This is a genomic window from Dysgonomonas sp. UBA7630, from assembly GCF_002483985.1.
In the GTDB taxonomy this organism is placed as follows: Bacteria; Bacteroidota; Bacteroidia; order Bacteroidales; family Dysgonomonadaceae; genus Dysgonomonas.
On the sequence record NZ_DLIY01000034.1, the window covers coordinates 159558 to 175106 of the forward strand.

Annotated in this window: 11 protein-coding genes; 9 read left to right on the forward strand and 2 right to left on the reverse strand. The window is 38.6% G+C overall.

Features of this window, described 5'->3' with window-relative positions:
* The first annotated feature begins 47 nt into the window (after positions 1 to 47).
* Positions 48 to 203 (forward strand): hypothetical protein, encoded by a 156-nt coding sequence (locus B3P17_RS13895; RefSeq protein WP_252637160.1) that lies wholly within the window; start codon positions 48 to 50, stop codon positions 201 to 203.
* A 66-nt stretch (positions 204 to 269) separates the two neighbouring features.
* Here B3P17_RS13895 and B3P17_RS13900 read toward each other — a convergent pair whose 3' ends face one another.
* Positions 270 to 845, reverse strand: a complete 576-nt coding sequence (locus B3P17_RS13900) for a nucleosidase (protein WP_252637162.1) — start codon at positions 843 to 845, stop codon at positions 270 to 272.
* A gap of 404 nt (positions 846 to 1249) precedes the next feature.
* On the opposite strand from B3P17_RS13900, the gene B3P17_RS13905 reads away from it, so the two are divergent.
* The 8 genes from B3P17_RS13905 to B3P17_RS13940 all read left to right on the forward strand — a co-directional run bounded on the left by B3P17_RS13905 (position 1250) and on the right by B3P17_RS13940 (position 14834).
* A complete protein-coding gene (locus tag B3P17_RS13905) occupies positions 1250 to 4165 on the forward strand; it encodes a calcium-translocating P-type ATPase, PMCA-type (RefSeq protein WP_252637164.1) in 2916 nt (971 codons plus the stop codon).
* A gap of 204 nt (positions 4166 to 4369) precedes the next feature.
* The gene (gene guaB, locus B3P17_RS13910) at positions 4370 to 5845 is read left to right on the forward strand and encodes an IMP dehydrogenase (RefSeq protein WP_135106728.1); all 1476 of its coding nucleotides are present in this window, start codon (positions 4370 to 4372) and stop codon (positions 5843 to 5845) included.
* Between the two features lie 221 nt (positions 5846 to 6066).
* Positions 6067 to 8088: a peptidylprolyl isomerase gene (locus B3P17_RS13915; RefSeq protein ID WP_252637166.1), complete on the forward strand. Its 2022-nt coding sequence runs from the start codon at positions 6067 to 6069 to the stop codon at positions 8086 to 8088.
* Entirely contained in the window at positions 8085 to 8951 is an 867-nt protein-coding gene (locus B3P17_RS13920) for a peptidyl-prolyl cis-trans isomerase (protein ID WP_252637168.1), read from the forward strand. Before B3P17_RS13915 ends, B3P17_RS13920 begins: the two co-directional genes overlap by 4 nt.
* Before the next feature lie 80 nt (positions 8952 to 9031).
* The gene (locus B3P17_RS13925) at positions 9032 to 10417 is read left to right on the forward strand and encodes a peptidylprolyl isomerase (protein ID WP_252637170.1); all 1386 of its coding nucleotides are present in this window, start codon (positions 9032 to 9034) and stop codon (positions 10415 to 10417) included.
* Between the two features lie 105 nt (positions 10418 to 10522).
* The gene (locus B3P17_RS13930) at positions 10523 to 12298 is read left to right on the forward strand and encodes an OstA-like protein (RefSeq protein ID WP_414647341.1); all 1776 of its coding nucleotides are present in this window, start codon (positions 10523 to 10525) and stop codon (positions 12296 to 12298) included.
* Positions 12299 to 12311: 13 nt separating this feature from the next.
* Complete coding sequence (gene mutL / locus B3P17_RS13935) at positions 12312 to 14144, forward strand: DNA mismatch repair endonuclease MutL (RefSeq protein WP_291105933.1); 1833 nt, start codon at positions 12312 to 12314, stop codon at positions 14142 to 14144.
* A gap of 18 nt (positions 14145 to 14162) precedes the next feature.
* Positions 14163 to 14834, forward strand: coding sequence for a YiiX family permuted papain-like enzyme (locus B3P17_RS13940; protein ID WP_252637175.1), 672 nt, complete (start codon positions 14163 to 14165; stop codon positions 14832 to 14834).
* Positions 14835 to 14897: 63 nt separating this feature from the next.
* Here the strand turns inward: B3P17_RS13940 and B3P17_RS13945 are convergent, their stop codons facing one another.
* Entirely contained in the window at positions 14898 to 15350 is a 453-nt protein-coding gene (locus B3P17_RS13945) for a GatB/YqeY domain-containing protein (protein ID WP_252637177.1), read from the reverse strand.
* Positions 15351 to 15549: the final 199 nt, after the last annotated feature.

The following is a 15549-nucleotide window of genomic DNA, read 5'->3' on the forward strand; positions in this document are numbered from 1 at the left end:
AATCTAAATCGTCTAATTAGATAAATACACTAATAAGAACATTGGATATGAAAGATGACAAGAACAAGAAGGAGAATTTGAAATACGCTCCTAAGAAAGAAATCGAATCTCTTGACAGGAAAGATAGTTCAAATATGCAACTGGCACTTGCTATAGAAGAGTTATGCTCCGATGACTTTTTATTTGACGATGAGAAAGAGTGATTCTTTTCGTTCACCTTATTAACTTAAAAAATGAACCCCCCAATGTTATTATACGGTTGAATACTACTATCTTTTTAGCTCGTCGATTGCTTGTCTAAGTGCGTCCGCTGCTTTTTTAACTGTAATATTCCAATCTTCGGCGGCATTATCGTCAGCACCATCCGAAATATATTTCAAACACAAGAACGGAATGTCCTCTTTTTTAGCAATATATGCCAATGGATAGGCTTCCATATCTACAATGTTATAATCTGATGTATTGTGGCTCACCTCGAAACTGTCTCCGGTTCCGCAGATGCCTTCTTGCAGAGCCTCGACCTGGATTCCATACTTCAGAATCGGTTTTGTGTTAGAAAAAGGCGTTTCATACAACTCACAGCCTAGAGTGGTTACATTCATATCACGCTGTATAAAATGAGTACAGCAGATTACTGCCTCTCTTTCAAAAAAATTGCTGCCAGCAGATCCGAGGTTGATGATAATGCTCGGTTTATTTTGTGCTATCTGTTTTGTTAAATGATACGCTGCATTTACCTTGCCCACACCAATAAAAAGTGGGCTTTCATCTACAAACTTATCTGAGGCTTCACTCTCGAGTGCAAAAACGTATAAAGGATTTTTACTTAATAGCTCTTTAATCATGTTATTGAATCTTATTTGCAAATATAAGGAATATAAAAGAATTGGATAAAGATAAAAAAGTGACAAAAGTAACAGGTTTAGTTCATATTTGATTGTAACTTTTCTCCCCCAATCATATCAATCCCTTTTATATAAGATAATTTTTTTTCATCTGCATTAACATTCTACTTTGTTGAGTAAAAATAAGAAAATATCAAATTTATATCTCAGCTAATACTTAGGATAGTAAATAAAAATATGATTCTAAATCCCGGTTTCTATGATGATCGAATGATGGGGGAGGTGATTTTGTAACAATAATTTAACCGACAGATATTCCATCTTATGTTAAATGAACGTAACTTTGTCGGTTTTGAATAACCAATAAGGTTTTAAAGACGTTAAAGATAAATAACCAATAAATAATGGAAGGTAGAAAAAAATACATAGGTCTCTCCGATAGTGAAGTGAAAGCAAGCAGGCAGAAGCATGGTGCAAATATTCTCACTCCCCCCAAAAAAGAACCTCTTTGGAAACTTTTTTTGAAAAAGTTTGAAGATCCGATCATTCGTATATTGCTTATTGCCGCATTCTTGTCCTTAGGGATTTCTATTATACATAATGAGTATATAGAGACTATTGGTATTTTTTGTGCTATTCTTCTGGCAACAGGCGTCTCTTTTTGGTTCGAAATGGATGCCAACAAAAAGTTTGACGTTCTCAATCAGGTGAACGACGAAGACCAGATTATGGTGATGCGCAACGGAAATGTAAAGCAGATTGCCAAAAAAGATATTGTAGTTGGTGATATTGTTTTGCTTGAGATAGGCAACGAGGTTCCGGCTGATGGCGAATTACTCGAAGCTGTATCGATGCAGATAGACGAGTCTTGTCTTACAGGAGAGCTGAGTATAGATAAGACTACAGACCCCGAACATTTCGAAGAAGGAGTTACTTATCCTTCAAACTGGGTGCTTAGAGGAACGAAGGTTATAAATGGGCACGGGGTTTTTGAAGTACATCGTATTGGAGATAATACCGAATTCGGAAAAGTGGCGGTGAAGGCGACCGAAAAAGTTGAAGGTGAAACACCATTGAACCGTCAGTTAGACTCTTTGGCTAAGTTTATCGGTGTTGTTGGTCTTATATTAGCCCTTTTCACATTTTTAGTCCTTGTTCTTAAGGATGTTGTTTTCGATCCTATTGTACCTATGCAAAAAAGACAGCTTGCTTTGCTTGCCGGTGCAATGTTGGGGGTAGCAGTGGGCATGATAAAAGTATGGTTGCCTATTATATATGGAGGTCTCGAATTGCTCGGTAAAGACTCTAAACTTCCTAAGTCTGTGAAAGAAGGAGGATGGTTGAGGTGGCTTTTTACAGGAGCATTGGTGACGGTTGCCATTTCATCGATCGGATATGTTTTTGGCGTAGATCCGCTGAATAGTAGTTCGTGGATAAATCTTGATACGGCTACAGAGATTTTACAGGCCTTTATGGTGGCGGTTACATTGGTTGTTGTTGCTGTTCCCGAAGGTTTGCCGATGAGTGTTACGCTTAGTCTTGCGCTTAGTATGCGTCGCATGTTGAAGATGAATAATCTTGTGCGTAAAATGCATGCTGTGGAAACAATGGGAGCTACCACTGTTATCTGTACAGATAAGACAGGAACACTTACTCAAAACCAAATGCAGGTTGCCAGCACTAATTTCTACGGATTGGAAGATCAGCGATTGACCGACAGCGAAATCAGCCGTCTTGTGATAGGGAATATATCGGTAAACTCTACTGCATTTTTAGATTTCTCAGACCCTAAGAAAGTGGCGGCTTTAGGAAATCCTACCGAAGGAGCTTTGCTGCTTTGGCTCAACAATAGTAAAATACTGTATAGTAATATTCGTAACAAAGAAGCTATCATAGAGCAATTGCCATTCTCTACCGAACGTAAGTTTATGGCAACTTTTGTAGACTCTCCAAAACTGAGAAAGAAAGTTCTGTATGTAAAAGGTGCGCCAGAAGTAGTTTTGAGTAAATGCAAACATGTAATTACTGCCGAAGGTCTCGTTCCGGTAAATGAATACAAAGAAAAAATTAATAGTCAGCTATTGCAATATCAGAATCAGGCAATGCGTACACTCGGTTTTGCATACCAGTATGTAGATGATGCAAAAGCGGCTGTGGAAGATTTGATTAAAGGAGAATTGGTATTTCTTGGAATAGCAGGAATTTCCGATCCCGTACGTTCTGATGTTCCTGAGGCTGTGCAACATTGCTTGAGTGCGGGTGTCGGGGTAAAAATTGTTACAGGCGACACGTATGGTACGGCTAAAGAAATAGGGCGTCAGATTGGTATTTGGAAGGATGATGAGGATACCGATCTGAATATTATTGGTGGTGTTGATTTCGAAAAGCTTTCCGATGAGGAAGCACTCGATAGAGTACAAGGTTTAAAGATAATGTGTCGTGCTCGTCCGACAGACAAGCAGCGGCTTGTGCATCTCCTGAAACAGAAAGGGGAGATCGTTGCTGTTACCGGTGACGGGACAAACGATGCTCCTGCTCTCAATTATGCGGATGTAGGTTTGTCGATGGGCTCGGGGACATCGGTCGCTAAAGAAGCGAGTGATATTACTCTGCTTGACGATTCGTTCAGTAGTATTGCTACTGCTGTGATGTGGGGGCGTTCGCTCTATAAGAATATACAGCGCTTTATGTTGTTTCAGTTGACTATCAACGTGGCTGCACTTTTGATCGTATTTTTGGGTTCTGTGTTTGGGCAACAATTGCCGTTAACCGTAACGCAAATGCTTTGGGTAAACCTGATTATGGATACTTTTGCGGCCGGAGCATTAGCTTCATTACCTCCTGACCCGAATGTGATGAAAACTAAGCCGAGGAAAAACAGTGATTTTATTGTGACGCCTTCCATTGCTAAACATATTCTTTTTACAGGCGTAATGTTTGTTATATTACTTCTCGGAATGATGTATTATTTTTCAGATCCTGTTCACTTGAATTCATTCTTTAGCTATGTCGCCGAAGGAGATAGAGAGCGTTACTTCTTGTCGTATTTCTTTACAGTCTTCGTTCTACTACAATTCTGGAATATGTTTAATGCCAAAGCCTATGCAACAGGTAAATCCGCTTTTGCCGGATTAAATAAAAGCGCAGGCTTTGAGTTGGTAGCCTTAATAATTCTTGTAGGACAGATATTGATTGTTACTTTTGGTGGCGATGTATTTCGTACTATGCCGCTAACCATTCAAGACTGGGGCATTATTATAGGCGGCACATCTGTTGTTCTCTGGATTGGCGAATTGATTAGACTGATAAGAAAAAAATGATTTGATAAATAAAAATATATTTTCCTGACAATCTTTTCAGGTTATATTAAATAGGCTTATCTAATGTGGAAGTTAGATAAGCCTATTTCAATATTGAAACAGGCTCTTAAGTTAAAAAAGTATTATTTTTTGAAAGTTTGTTGCTTATAATTCATCAAAAATATGTATATTTGCGCGCAATAAATTTCAAAAGCTCTTTAATATATGTCGTTTATTGCAGATAAAGTTGTAATGGATGGATTGACATTCGATGATGTATTGTTGATCCCCGCTTATTCAGAAGTTCTCCCCCGCGAAGTCGATTTGTCGACAAATTTCTCACGCAATATCAAATTAAATATTCCGTTTGTTTCGGCTGCAATGGATACTGTTACCGAGGCTAAGCTTGCTATCGCAATAGCTCGTGAAGGTGGTATAGGCGTTATACACAAGAATATGTCTATAGAAGCTCAAGCGCAGCAGGTTCGATTTGTTAAACGTGCAGAAAACGGAATGATCTCAAATCCTGTAAGTATTCTTCGCGACAAAACAGTTGGTCATGCCTTGGCAATGATGGCTGAATACAAAATCGGGGGGATTCCTGTTGTGGACACAAACAACCGTTTGGTTGGTATTGTGACCAATCGTGACCTGCGCTTCAGACGTGATATGAATGAGTTGATCGATGATGTGATGACAAAAGAAAATATCATTACAACACGCCAGACTACAGACCTTGAAGCGGCAGCAGATATTCTTCAACAACACAAGATTGAAAAACTACCTGTAGTTGATGCCGATAATAAACTAATCGGACTAATCACATATAAAGATATTACAAAGGCAAAAGATAAACCGTTTGCGTGCAAAGATGAAAACGGACGTTTGCGTGTTGCTGCCGGTGTGGGTGTAACTTATGATACGCTGGAGCGTGTTGATGCTCTTGTTCAGGCCGGAGTAGATGCAATTGTTATTGATACAGCACATGGACACTCAAGAGGAGTGGTTGAAATGCTGAAAAAAGTAAAAGCTACTTATTCAAACATTGATATTGTTGTGGGTAATATAGCAACAGGCGATGCAGCAAAATATCTAGTTGATGCCGGAGCAGATGCCGTAAAGGTGGGAATCGGTCCGGGTTCGATCTGTACTACACGTGTAGTTGCAGGTATCGGAGTGCCTCAGTTATCGGCTATCTATGATGTTGCTAAAGCGCTGAAAGGAACAAATGTTCCGTTGATTGCGGATGGAGGTTTGCGCTATTCGGGAGATATTGTGAAAGCTCTTGCTGCAGGAGGTTACTCTGTTATGATGGGGTCGTTGCTTGCCGGAGTAGAAGAGTCTCCGGGCGAAACAATCATTTTCAATGGACGTAAGTTTAAGTCATATCGTGGTATGGGTTCTTTGGAAGCAATGGAAAAAGGCTCAAAAGACCGTTACTTCCAAGATATGGAAGCTGATATTAAAAAGCTTGTGCCGGAAGGTATTGCTGCCCGTGTTCCTTTCAAAGGATCGTTGTTTGAAGTCGTTTATCAGATGACCGGCGGTCTTCGTGCCGGAATGGGGTATTGCGGAGCAAAGAATATTGACGAACTGCACAATGCTAAGTTTACTCGTATCACGAATGCTGGTGTTGCAGAAAGTCATCCTCACGATGTTGCTATTACAAGCGAAGCTCCAAATTACAGCAGAGGAGAATAAAATTTGATTGGACAGAATTTATTATAATACGAATGGTTGCCAATCGGCAGCCATTCGTTTTTGTTAATATCTATCGGCTCGTTTGATGGTGTTACTTCTGCTAACTAATCTTCCCTCATATTAAAAAACTATTGGTATTCCTTTATTTTAGAATATTTTAAAACATTACAAGCCTTTATTTCTTGTATCTTTGCTTTTTATACAGTTTATCAGCTTGATATATGAATAAAAGACGACTTGTATTCTTTCTTATCACACTACATGCTACTTTCTATCTGCATGCACAGCAGGTAGACCCTGTCGCTATTCAGATTAATGGAAAACCTGTATTGAAATCAGAGTTGGAGAAAGCTTACAGAGAAAGTAATGTCTCAAGGTCTGATGGTGAAAAAGAATCTCTAGCTGACTTTGTTCAATCTTACATAGATTTTAGGTTGAATATTGCAGAGGCTAAAGCTCAGCGAGTGGATACAACCGGAAATTATATAAGAGATTTGTCTGCAGCAAGAGTTGGCATGTCTCGTAAATATATGCAAGATACGATTTACGAAAATGATTATTTGTTGAAGATATATAATAGGATGCAGCAAAACGTGGAAATAAATCACGTACTTGTTCCATTCGAAGAAAAAATAATATATCCTGCCGATACAGTTGTTCTATACCAAAAAGCGATAGACTTGCAAGGGAGATTATCTAAAAATGGGTTCGCAGCCGAAGGGTATAGTAAAGTATTGTCGTCTTCTACTGTTTTGGATTATAATCGACAAAACGGCTATATTGGCTGGGTTGCTCCTTTTATGTTTAATGCTAAAGTAGAGGAGGTGATTTACTCTCTTCCTGTTAACGAGGTCAGTATGCCGATAAGATGTTCGGATGGATATCATATTATACAGGTCTTAAATAAACGCCCAGCTGTAGGTTCGGTAGATATCGAGCAAGTGTTATTTAATTTTTCCCGTATTCCTGCCGGTCTCAATCAAATAGACAGCGTGGGGAAGGTTGCTTGGAGAGAATATCGGAATATCCGTACAGCTTCAGATTATCAATCGTTGTGTGATGAGTTTACTCGTGTAATGCAAATGGGTGAAAAAGGGTGCCATTTTGGAGTTCTAAATTTGGAATCTCGTTTGTCTCCAACGTTTATAGAAGCAGCTTTTAATCTCAAAAAAGAAGGAGATGTGAGCGAACCTGTACAATCTGAATATGGATTTCATATTATCCGGCTGCTGAAAAAAATTCCGGTTCTGTCTTATGCTGATATGAAGAGTTCGCTGAAAGCTCGCATACTGGAAAGTGACAAGTCGGAAGAAATGGCTATTGAGAAACGAAAAAGTATGTCACAAGAATTAGGTTTTAACTTGAATCGTGTGGCTTATGACAGACTGAATGAAATAGCAAATAAGATATCTCCTAAAGATTCTTCTTTTTTGAAAAAAGTTGATAATAGTAATGATATTTTATTTTCGTTTGGAGATAAGAAGATATATACTGTTGCTAACTTTGTTGAATATATTCGATTGAGGCAAAACTTGATGGATAATAAGCCGACCGATGCTCCTGAAACGGTAGTATACACAGAGGCTATCAATAATTCGTTATCCACAGATGTGCTGAAAGAATATTTTAATGCATATTATTCACGTTGCCTGACTGATTATTATTACTTATCTCTACCAGATAGAGAACCTGAATATAAGAAGCAATTAGATGAAGTCTCTAATGGACTTTTATCTTTTGGCGTAATGAATAAGAATATATGGGAACGTGCTGCTACCGACGAAAAAGGCTTGTCGGAATATTTCAAGAAAAATAAAAATAAATATTCCCTTGGCGGAACAAAGTATAGAGGACTGATTGTTTATGCAAAAGATGAAAAAGCACTAACTGTTGCTGCATCATTAGCTAAGAGTGAGAAGAACAGAGATATTCTTATTGAAAAAATAAGACATGCTCTGAATAAAGATTCTCTCAGGGTGCTGATGGAACCCGGAATATGGGCTAAGGGTGAAAACCCGTATGTAGATAATAAGGTCTTTGAGGGAAAAGAAGCGAAAGCAAAAATGGGCTATCCGTACTTTATCGTCTTGGGTGACTTTGTATCAAAGCCAATAGACTATAATGATGTGAGATATGCTGTTGAGTCTGATTATCAAACTCAGCTCGAACAACAATGGAAGGCTGATTTACGCAAGAAATATAAAGTGGAGATAAATAATTCTGTATTGAATACAATAAAATGAGAATCTATAATATTATTATAATATCTGCATCAATTTTGATATCTATGCTGTCATGCAGTAAAGGAAGTACTGATGCGCCTGATCTGAGCCAAGTTCCTGTAGTCACTGTCGGGGACAAAACCTTGTATATGGATGAGCTCAACAATACGGTTCCCCGTACACTGTCTGCGCAAGATAGTACTGCTGCGGCAGATACCTACATAAAAATGTGGATAAATGATCAGCTGTTGTATGACAAGGCGAAAAAAAATATAGTAAATAAAGAGGAGATAGAACGATTGATAGAAAACTATCGAAAAACTCTTATCTCGAATCTATATCAAGAGCAATTGTTGACGGAGCATCTGTCAAAATCCGTCTCCGATGCCGAATTGCAATCTTTTTACGAACAGAATAAAGATAAGTTGAAGCTTAAAGAAAATATAATAAAGGGACTATATCTGAAAGTTCCGATTGACTCAAAAGAACTCAATAATTTTCTGAAGTGGTATAAACAACCGACAGATGCAGCTGTAGAAAATATAGAGAAGAATACATTGAAGAATGCAGTTGGGTACGAATATTTCTACAATAGGTGGGTAAGCTTGAACGAGATTATAGATAATATGCCACTATCCGTGGATAACGGGGCGGACTTCTTGAAGATCAACAAAAATATAGAAGCCCGGGATTCTTCATTCGTATATCTTTTGAATGTGAAAGAGTACAGGACTGTGGGAAGTGAGGCTCCTTATGAGTATATAAAAAATCAATTGATGGAAATTTATACAGAACAGAGGAAAAGCGATTACCTCAATAAGGTGCAACAGGACTTGTATAATAAGGCCATTTCGGATAATGAAATTAAGTTTTATAATAAGTAGACTATAACTTCTTTTTTTACGTTAAGAAAAAGTGATACATTATCACTATATTTACGCCACTTTTTAATAAACAGACAAAAATGATGCAAAAGGCAAGAAAATTAATTTTATTAATAATACTATTGGGGTCGGGTATTTTATCCTATGCTCAGAATAATGTTATAGATGAAATAATATGGGTAGTAGGGGATGAAGCTATCCTGAAATCGGATGTTGAAAAAGTTCGCTTGGGGATGTTGTCTCGCGGAGAACGCATCGAGGGAGACCCTTATTGTTTGATTCCGGAGCAACTTGCTGTTCAAAAGCTGTTCCTCGATCAGGCAAAGATAGATAGTATAGAAGTGCCGGCATCAGCAGTTAACAGCCAGCTATCGAGATACGAGAATAATGTTATTGCCAATCTGGGTTCAAAAGAGAAAGCCGAAGAATACTTAGGCTCTACTATGTCACAGCTCAGGGACGAATGGCGCGAACAAATTCGTAATGAATATCTGGTTTCAGAAGTAAAGAAGAGCTTGGTGGGTAAAAAGACCAATCTGACACCTTCCGAAGTTCGAAAATATTATGCTCAGCTACCAAAAGATAGTTTGCCTTATATCCCGACAATGGTTGAAGTGCAGATTATTACGAATGAACCTGTGATTCCATTAAAAGATATTGATCAGGTAAAAGATCGGCTGAGAGATTATACAAACAGGATAAACTCCGGAACTGCCGACTTTGCTACTTTAGCAATCATGTATTCTGAAGATCCGGGTTCGGCACCCAATGGTGGTGAACTGGGTTTTATGGGACGTGCCGAGTTATTGCCGGAATTCTCAAGTGTAGGATTTTCTTTGTCTGATCCTAAAAAAGTATCAAATATTGTAGAGACTGAATACGGCTTCCATATCATTCAATTGATAGAAAGAAGAGGTGATAGGGCTAACTTCCGCCACATACTGCTTCGTCCGAAGGTATCGACAGAAGATATGAATAAAGCAAAATTCAGACTAGACTCTATTGCAAACGATATTAGGGCAAATAAGTTTACATTCGAAGATGCTACAGTATTATCTTTCGATAAAAATACAAGGAAGAATAACGGGCTGATGGTAAACTACAAAGAGAGTACAAACTACGGCACTCCTCGCTTTACAATGGAAGAACTACCTACCGAAATAGGTAAGATAGTAAACAATATGAAAGTAGGAGATATATCGCCTGCATTCACAATGAAGCAGAATAGCGGTAAAGAAGTTGTTGCTATTATAAAATTGAAAAGCAAGACTGAAGGACATGTCGCAAATGTTTCTGACGACTATCAGACATTGAAGGCGATTGTAGAAAACAAGAAGCATGAAGAGGTTCTGAAAAAGTGGCTCCAAACAAAAATAAAGAGTACTTATGTAAGAATAGATAAGGATTGGGAAAACTGTGATTTCCAATATCCCGACTGGATTAAAAAAGATCAGGCTAGCAAGTAAATATAACAGGTGTTTAAGAAATTTATTACATACATAACGCAAAGGCATAGAATATCTGCAATCAGTGTTTTATGCCTGATTGCTATTTATGCATCGGCACAGATGATGATTTCTCCGCATATGGATGTGGATATCCTTCAGGTGCCTCAAAAGCCTCAGAGTCAGCAAAAACCTCAACAGGCAAAAGGAAAACAGAAAGTAATAGACATTGTATTTAGTAAGGAACTGTTTACCCGAGCGGGTTCAGATGTTAAGATATTGAAAGATAGTGTTATATTCTTTCACGATGGGGCGTATCTGTATTGCGACAGTGCCTACTATGACGAAAAGATGAACTCTTTTAATGCATTCAATAACGTACGGATGGAACAGGGCGATACCCTATTTCTCTACGGCAATTATATGCATTATGATGGAAATACAAGGGTTGTAATGTTCAGAGAGAACGTACGCCTCGAACATGGTAGCGGAACACTGTTTACCGACAGCTTAAATTATGACCGTATGATGAATATCGGTTATTACTTTGATGGTGGTATGCTCGTCGATTCGTTGAATGAGCTTACGTCCTACTGGGGGCAATATGAGCCTGCACTCAAGCTGGCAACATTCAAGGATAGTGTGATTCTTGTAAACAATAAGTTTAAGTTATATTCCGATCGTCTTAAATATAATACGGATACTAAGATTGCAACAATCTATACTCCTACCAAAATTGTTTCCGACAGTGGCATTATTTATTCCAGCAAAGGCTGGTACAATACTGCAACCGAGGAGTCCCTCTTGTTGGATCAATCTACAATTGTAAACAAGCAGGGTAATCGTATATTGAGAGGAGATTCCATATCGTACCATAAGGCAAAAGGATATGGAGAGGTATTTGGCAATATGTTTTTGCAAGATACGACTAAAAAAGTTATCCTAAGAGGACATTATGGTTTCTATAATGAGCTTACAGATTATGCGCTGGCTACCGATTCGGCTTACTGTGTTGAATATTCGCAAGGCGATACACTATATATCCATGCCGATACTCTTAAGCTGATTGCAATAGTAGATAGTATCAAACCCACCAATCAGAAGATACAAAAGCATACTAAAGTAGCTGCGGATTCCTTACATAGCGATTCTATAGGTAAGCTTCATTCCGATTCCTTACATACTCAGCCGGTAAATATATCTTCTTCGCTCGAACCTTTGCCATCGGCATTACCTCCCGGGAAAAAGGAAGAGCCTAAAGTGACTACTTTCAGAGAGATAAAGGCATATTACGGAGTCCGTTTCTATCGCTCCGACATGCAGGGTATTTGTGACTCTTTACAGTTCAACTCAAGAGATTCTATACTCCATATGTATAAAGACCCTATACTGTGGAATACAAACAGGCAGCTATATGGCGATACGATAGACATTTATATGAATGATAGCACAATCGATCATATGCATGTCAAACGATATAGTTTCTCGATAGAGCAGAAAGACTCGTTACATTACAATCAATTGAAATCGCGTTCTATGAAGCTTTTCTTCCAGAACAAACAGCTTGAAAGAGTATTAGCAGAAGGTAATGTGGAGACAATATCGTATCCCGAAGAGAAAAATAAGGAACTGTCAGGTATTCTCAATTGGCTTGAAAGCAGTTATCTACAGATATTCATGAAGGATGGTGCATTCGAGAAGCTTGTTACCTGGCCCAAATCTGTAGGGAAAACAACACCTTTCGACCTGATTACTCCAGAACAATTGCGTTTAACAGATTTCTATTGGTACGATTATTTACGACCTTTAGATAAAGATGATATATTCAGGAAAGTTTCTCGTAAAGCATCAGATGTAAAACCTCAACGGAGTAAAACCTCTGTCTTTAATCGGGAAGAATAACCATAGAATAATAATGAGTGATATAATACATCTTTTACCCGATTCTATAGCCAATCAAATCGCGGCAGGAGAGGTTATTCAACGGCCTTCGTCAGTGGTGAAGGAATTGGTTGAAAATGCCATCGATGCCGGAGCAGACAGTATACAGCTTATCATTAAGGATGCCGGGCGTACACTGATTCAGGTGATAGATAACGGAAAAGGAATGTCGGCAACAGATGCCCGCATGGCCTTTGAACGGCATGCTACATCTAAGATAAGAAAGGCGGATGATTTGTTTGATCTTCACACCATGGGGTTCAGGGGTGAGGCTTTGCCCTCTATTGCTGCTATTTCGCATGTGGAAGTTAAAACAAGAAGAGCTGAAGACGAACTGGGTACTTTGCTGCAAATAGCAGGGTCGAGAGTCGAAAACCAGGAGCCTGTGGCTTGCCCTGTAGGCAGTAATTTTTCTGTAAAGAATATATTCTATAATGTTCCTGCCCGTCGTAAATTCTTAAAATCGAACGATACCGAACGTAGAAATATTCTTACCGAACTGGAGCGTATTGTTCTGGTAAATCCTTCTATCGAATTTACTTTTATAGATAATGATGTAGAAGTATTGAGGTTCCCGGCCGGAGGTTTGCGGCAGCGTATCGTAAATGTTGTAGGTAAGAACTTCAATCAGCAGCTTATCTCTATTGATATAGATACTTCTCTGGCTAAGATAACCGGCTTTATAGGTAAGCCCGAATCGGCACGAAAAGCCAGAGCCCAGCAGTTCTTTTTTGTGAATAACAGGTATATGCGTCATGCATATTTTAATAAGGCTGTACAGTCTGCATTCGACCCTTTGATTCTGAAGGGCGAGTATCCAAACTATTTTATTTATTTTCAAGTTGATCCTTCTACTATCGATGTAAATATACATCCGACAAAGACAGAGATAAAGTTTGAGAATGAACAGCCTATCTGGCAAATTCTTACCGCAGCCATCAAGGAGGCATTGGGTAAGTTTAATGAAGTACCTACAATCGATTTTGATACCGAAGGAGCTATAGATATACCGATACACGATCCTTCAAAAAATATATCCCAGCCTCGTGTAAATGTAGATCCGTCATATAATCCATTCAAGTCGCCTGCAAGGACAAACTATCAGCGTCCAAAGTTCGATTTGGATCAGTTATACAAAGGATTTGAAAGTGATAAAAGTACTGTTGATTTTTCTACTGAGCTTGCCCCCGATGTTGATATTTTTAGTCAGCAACAAACAGGCGATTCTGAAAAGATAGTTCCCGAAATGGTGGTACATTATCAATACAAGAACCGCTATATCCTTACCTCCGTTAAATCGGGACTAATGCTTATCGATCAGCATCGTGCCCATATTCGTATATTGTTCGATCAGTTTTTATCTCAGATAGAGCATAAAAGAGGCATCTCACAACGTGCACTATTCCCAGAGATTATCGAGCTGTCTCCATCAGAGGCTGCTATGATGCCTTATCTGACAGACGATCTTGAGGCCGTAGGCTTCGATTTGAGCCATTTAGGAAATAATTCTTATGCTATAAATGGTACGCCTGCCGAAATAACAAATATAGACTCTGTACAGCTTGTGCACAATATGATAAATAAGAGTATAGAGAGCGGCAGCGATGTAAAAGAGGAAATACGCGAAGCACTAGCACTTTCGATGGCTTATGCTGCATCAATCCCTTATGGGCATACTTTGTCTACAGAGGAGATGAATAAGATTGTCGATCAGCTTTTTGCTTCCTCTGCATATAAACATACTCCTGACGGAAAAACAATTATCTCTATGCTCGAAGATGATGCAATAGAGAAAATGTTCAAGTAAATCTTAAACTATTTATCTATGAGAAAGGCGAAAATTATCTCTCTCATCTTTACTATCTTTTTTATTTTAGGGCTATGTGCCTACTACTTTTATCCATCAACGACGGTCTCTACCGATAAGGCTAAAGCTACTCGGGAAGAACAGATAGAGGATGGCGATATAATCTTTCAGACTTCACTCTCGGCTCAGAGTGAGGCTATTCAGCAAGCTACAAACTCAAAGTACTCTCACTGTGGCATTATTTATAAGAATAATGGTAGATTCTATGTCTATGAGGCTGCTGAAACTGTAAAGCTGACTCCTTTAGATGAGTGGGTAGCAAAGGGAAAGGATGGTCATTATGTAATCAAACGGCTAAGGATTGCAAATCAGATATTAACCTTTAACACGCTGAAGAAAATGAAAGAGGAGGGGGCTAAACTCTTAGGAAAAAGTTATGACTCTGCATTTGACTGGTCGGACGAGAAAATATACTGTTCTGAGCTTGTCTGGAAAATTTATAAGCGAGGCGCAGAAGTTGAAGTTGGCAAGCTGCAGTACTTGAGAGACTTTGACTTGACAGGGGAAGAAGTCCAACAGAAACTAAAAGAACGATACGGAGATAAAATACCAAAAGATGAGATCGTAGTTTCTCCTGCATCTATTTTTAATAGTAGTATGCTGGAGACGGTCATTTCTCATACTCTATAAGATACAAAAAGCAGAATATTCGAATATTCTGCTTTTTGTATTTATAATAAAATTATACCAGTGTTATTTATTCAACAGCTTTTTTACTGTTTCAGAAATAGCTTTTCCGGCAGCAATACCTGCAAGAGCTTTTGTCGCTACACCCATCACTTTACCCATATCCGCAGGAGATGAAGCTCCTACTTGAGCTATAATTTCGGTGATTCTTGCATCCAGTTCTTCTTGTGATAATTGCTTTGGCAGATACGCTTCTATAACAGCAATCTGTGCTAATTCATCTCCGGCCAGATCGTCACGCCCCTGATTTTTATATATTTCTGCGCTATCTTTACGTTGCTTCACCATCTTTTGCAAGATAAGAGTTGCTGCTTCGTCAGATAATTCATCATTAGCACCTTTCGCTGTTTTTGCTTCAAGAAACTCCTTTTTTACTCCCCGCAATGCTTCCAGTCTTATTTTGTCCTTTGCGCGCATTGCGTCTTTGATATCTTCGCTTACTTTATCAAATAAGTTCATTGTTGTATTTTTTATTATGATTTAGTCATTAAAAAGGCCACCTTGTTTCTTCATTTCCGGCTTGTATTCGCTTGGGTTGAATTTCTCATCACGTTTGAATACCGGAGTGTTTTCCAAAGCGTCAATAATCTTATCATTATCCAATTCTTCTGTAGATAGGATAATTGGCTTTTGTCCGAAAAACGAAGAACGAACAGCT

Excerpts from the sequence above, each read along its gene's own strand:
- B3P17_RS13900 (WP_252637162.1), bottom strand. The coding sequence starts at position 845 with ATGATTAAAGAGCTATTAAGTAAAAATCCTTTATACGTTTTTGCACTC.
- B3P17_RS13925 (WP_252637170.1), top strand. The coding sequence starts at position 9,032 with ATGATGCAAAAGGCAAGAAAATTAATTTTATTAATAATACTATTGGGG.
- B3P17_RS13930 (WP_414647341.1), top strand. The coding sequence starts at position 10,523 with ATGATTTCTCCGCATATGGATGTGGATATCCTTCAGGTGCCTCAAAAG.
- B3P17_RS13895 (WP_252637160.1), top strand. The coding sequence starts at position 48 with ATGAAAGATGACAAGAACAAGAAGGAGAATTTGAAATACGCTCCTAAG.
- B3P17_RS13940 (WP_252637175.1), top strand. The coding sequence starts at position 14,163 with ATGAGAAAGGCGAAAATTATCTCTCTCATCTTTACTATCTTTTTTATT.
- B3P17_RS13945 (WP_252637177.1), bottom strand. The coding sequence starts at position 15,350 with ATGAACTTATTTGATAAAGTAAGCGAAGATATCAAAGACGCAATGCGC.
- B3P17_RS13905 (WP_252637164.1), top strand. The coding sequence starts at position 1,250 with ATGGAAGGTAGAAAAAAATACATAGGTCTCTCCGATAGTGAAGTGAAA.
- mutL (WP_291105933.1), top strand. The coding sequence starts at position 12,312 with ATGAGTGATATAATACATCTTTTACCCGATTCTATAGCCAATCAAATC.
- B3P17_RS13920 (WP_252637168.1), top strand. The coding sequence starts at position 8,085 with ATGAGAATCTATAATATTATTATAATATCTGCATCAATTTTGATATCT.
- B3P17_RS13915 (WP_252637166.1), top strand. The coding sequence starts at position 6,067 with ATGAATAAAAGACGACTTGTATTCTTTCTTATCACACTACATGCTACT.
- guaB (WP_135106728.1), top strand. The coding sequence starts at position 4,370 with ATGTCGTTTATTGCAGATAAAGTTGTAATGGATGGATTGACATTCGAT.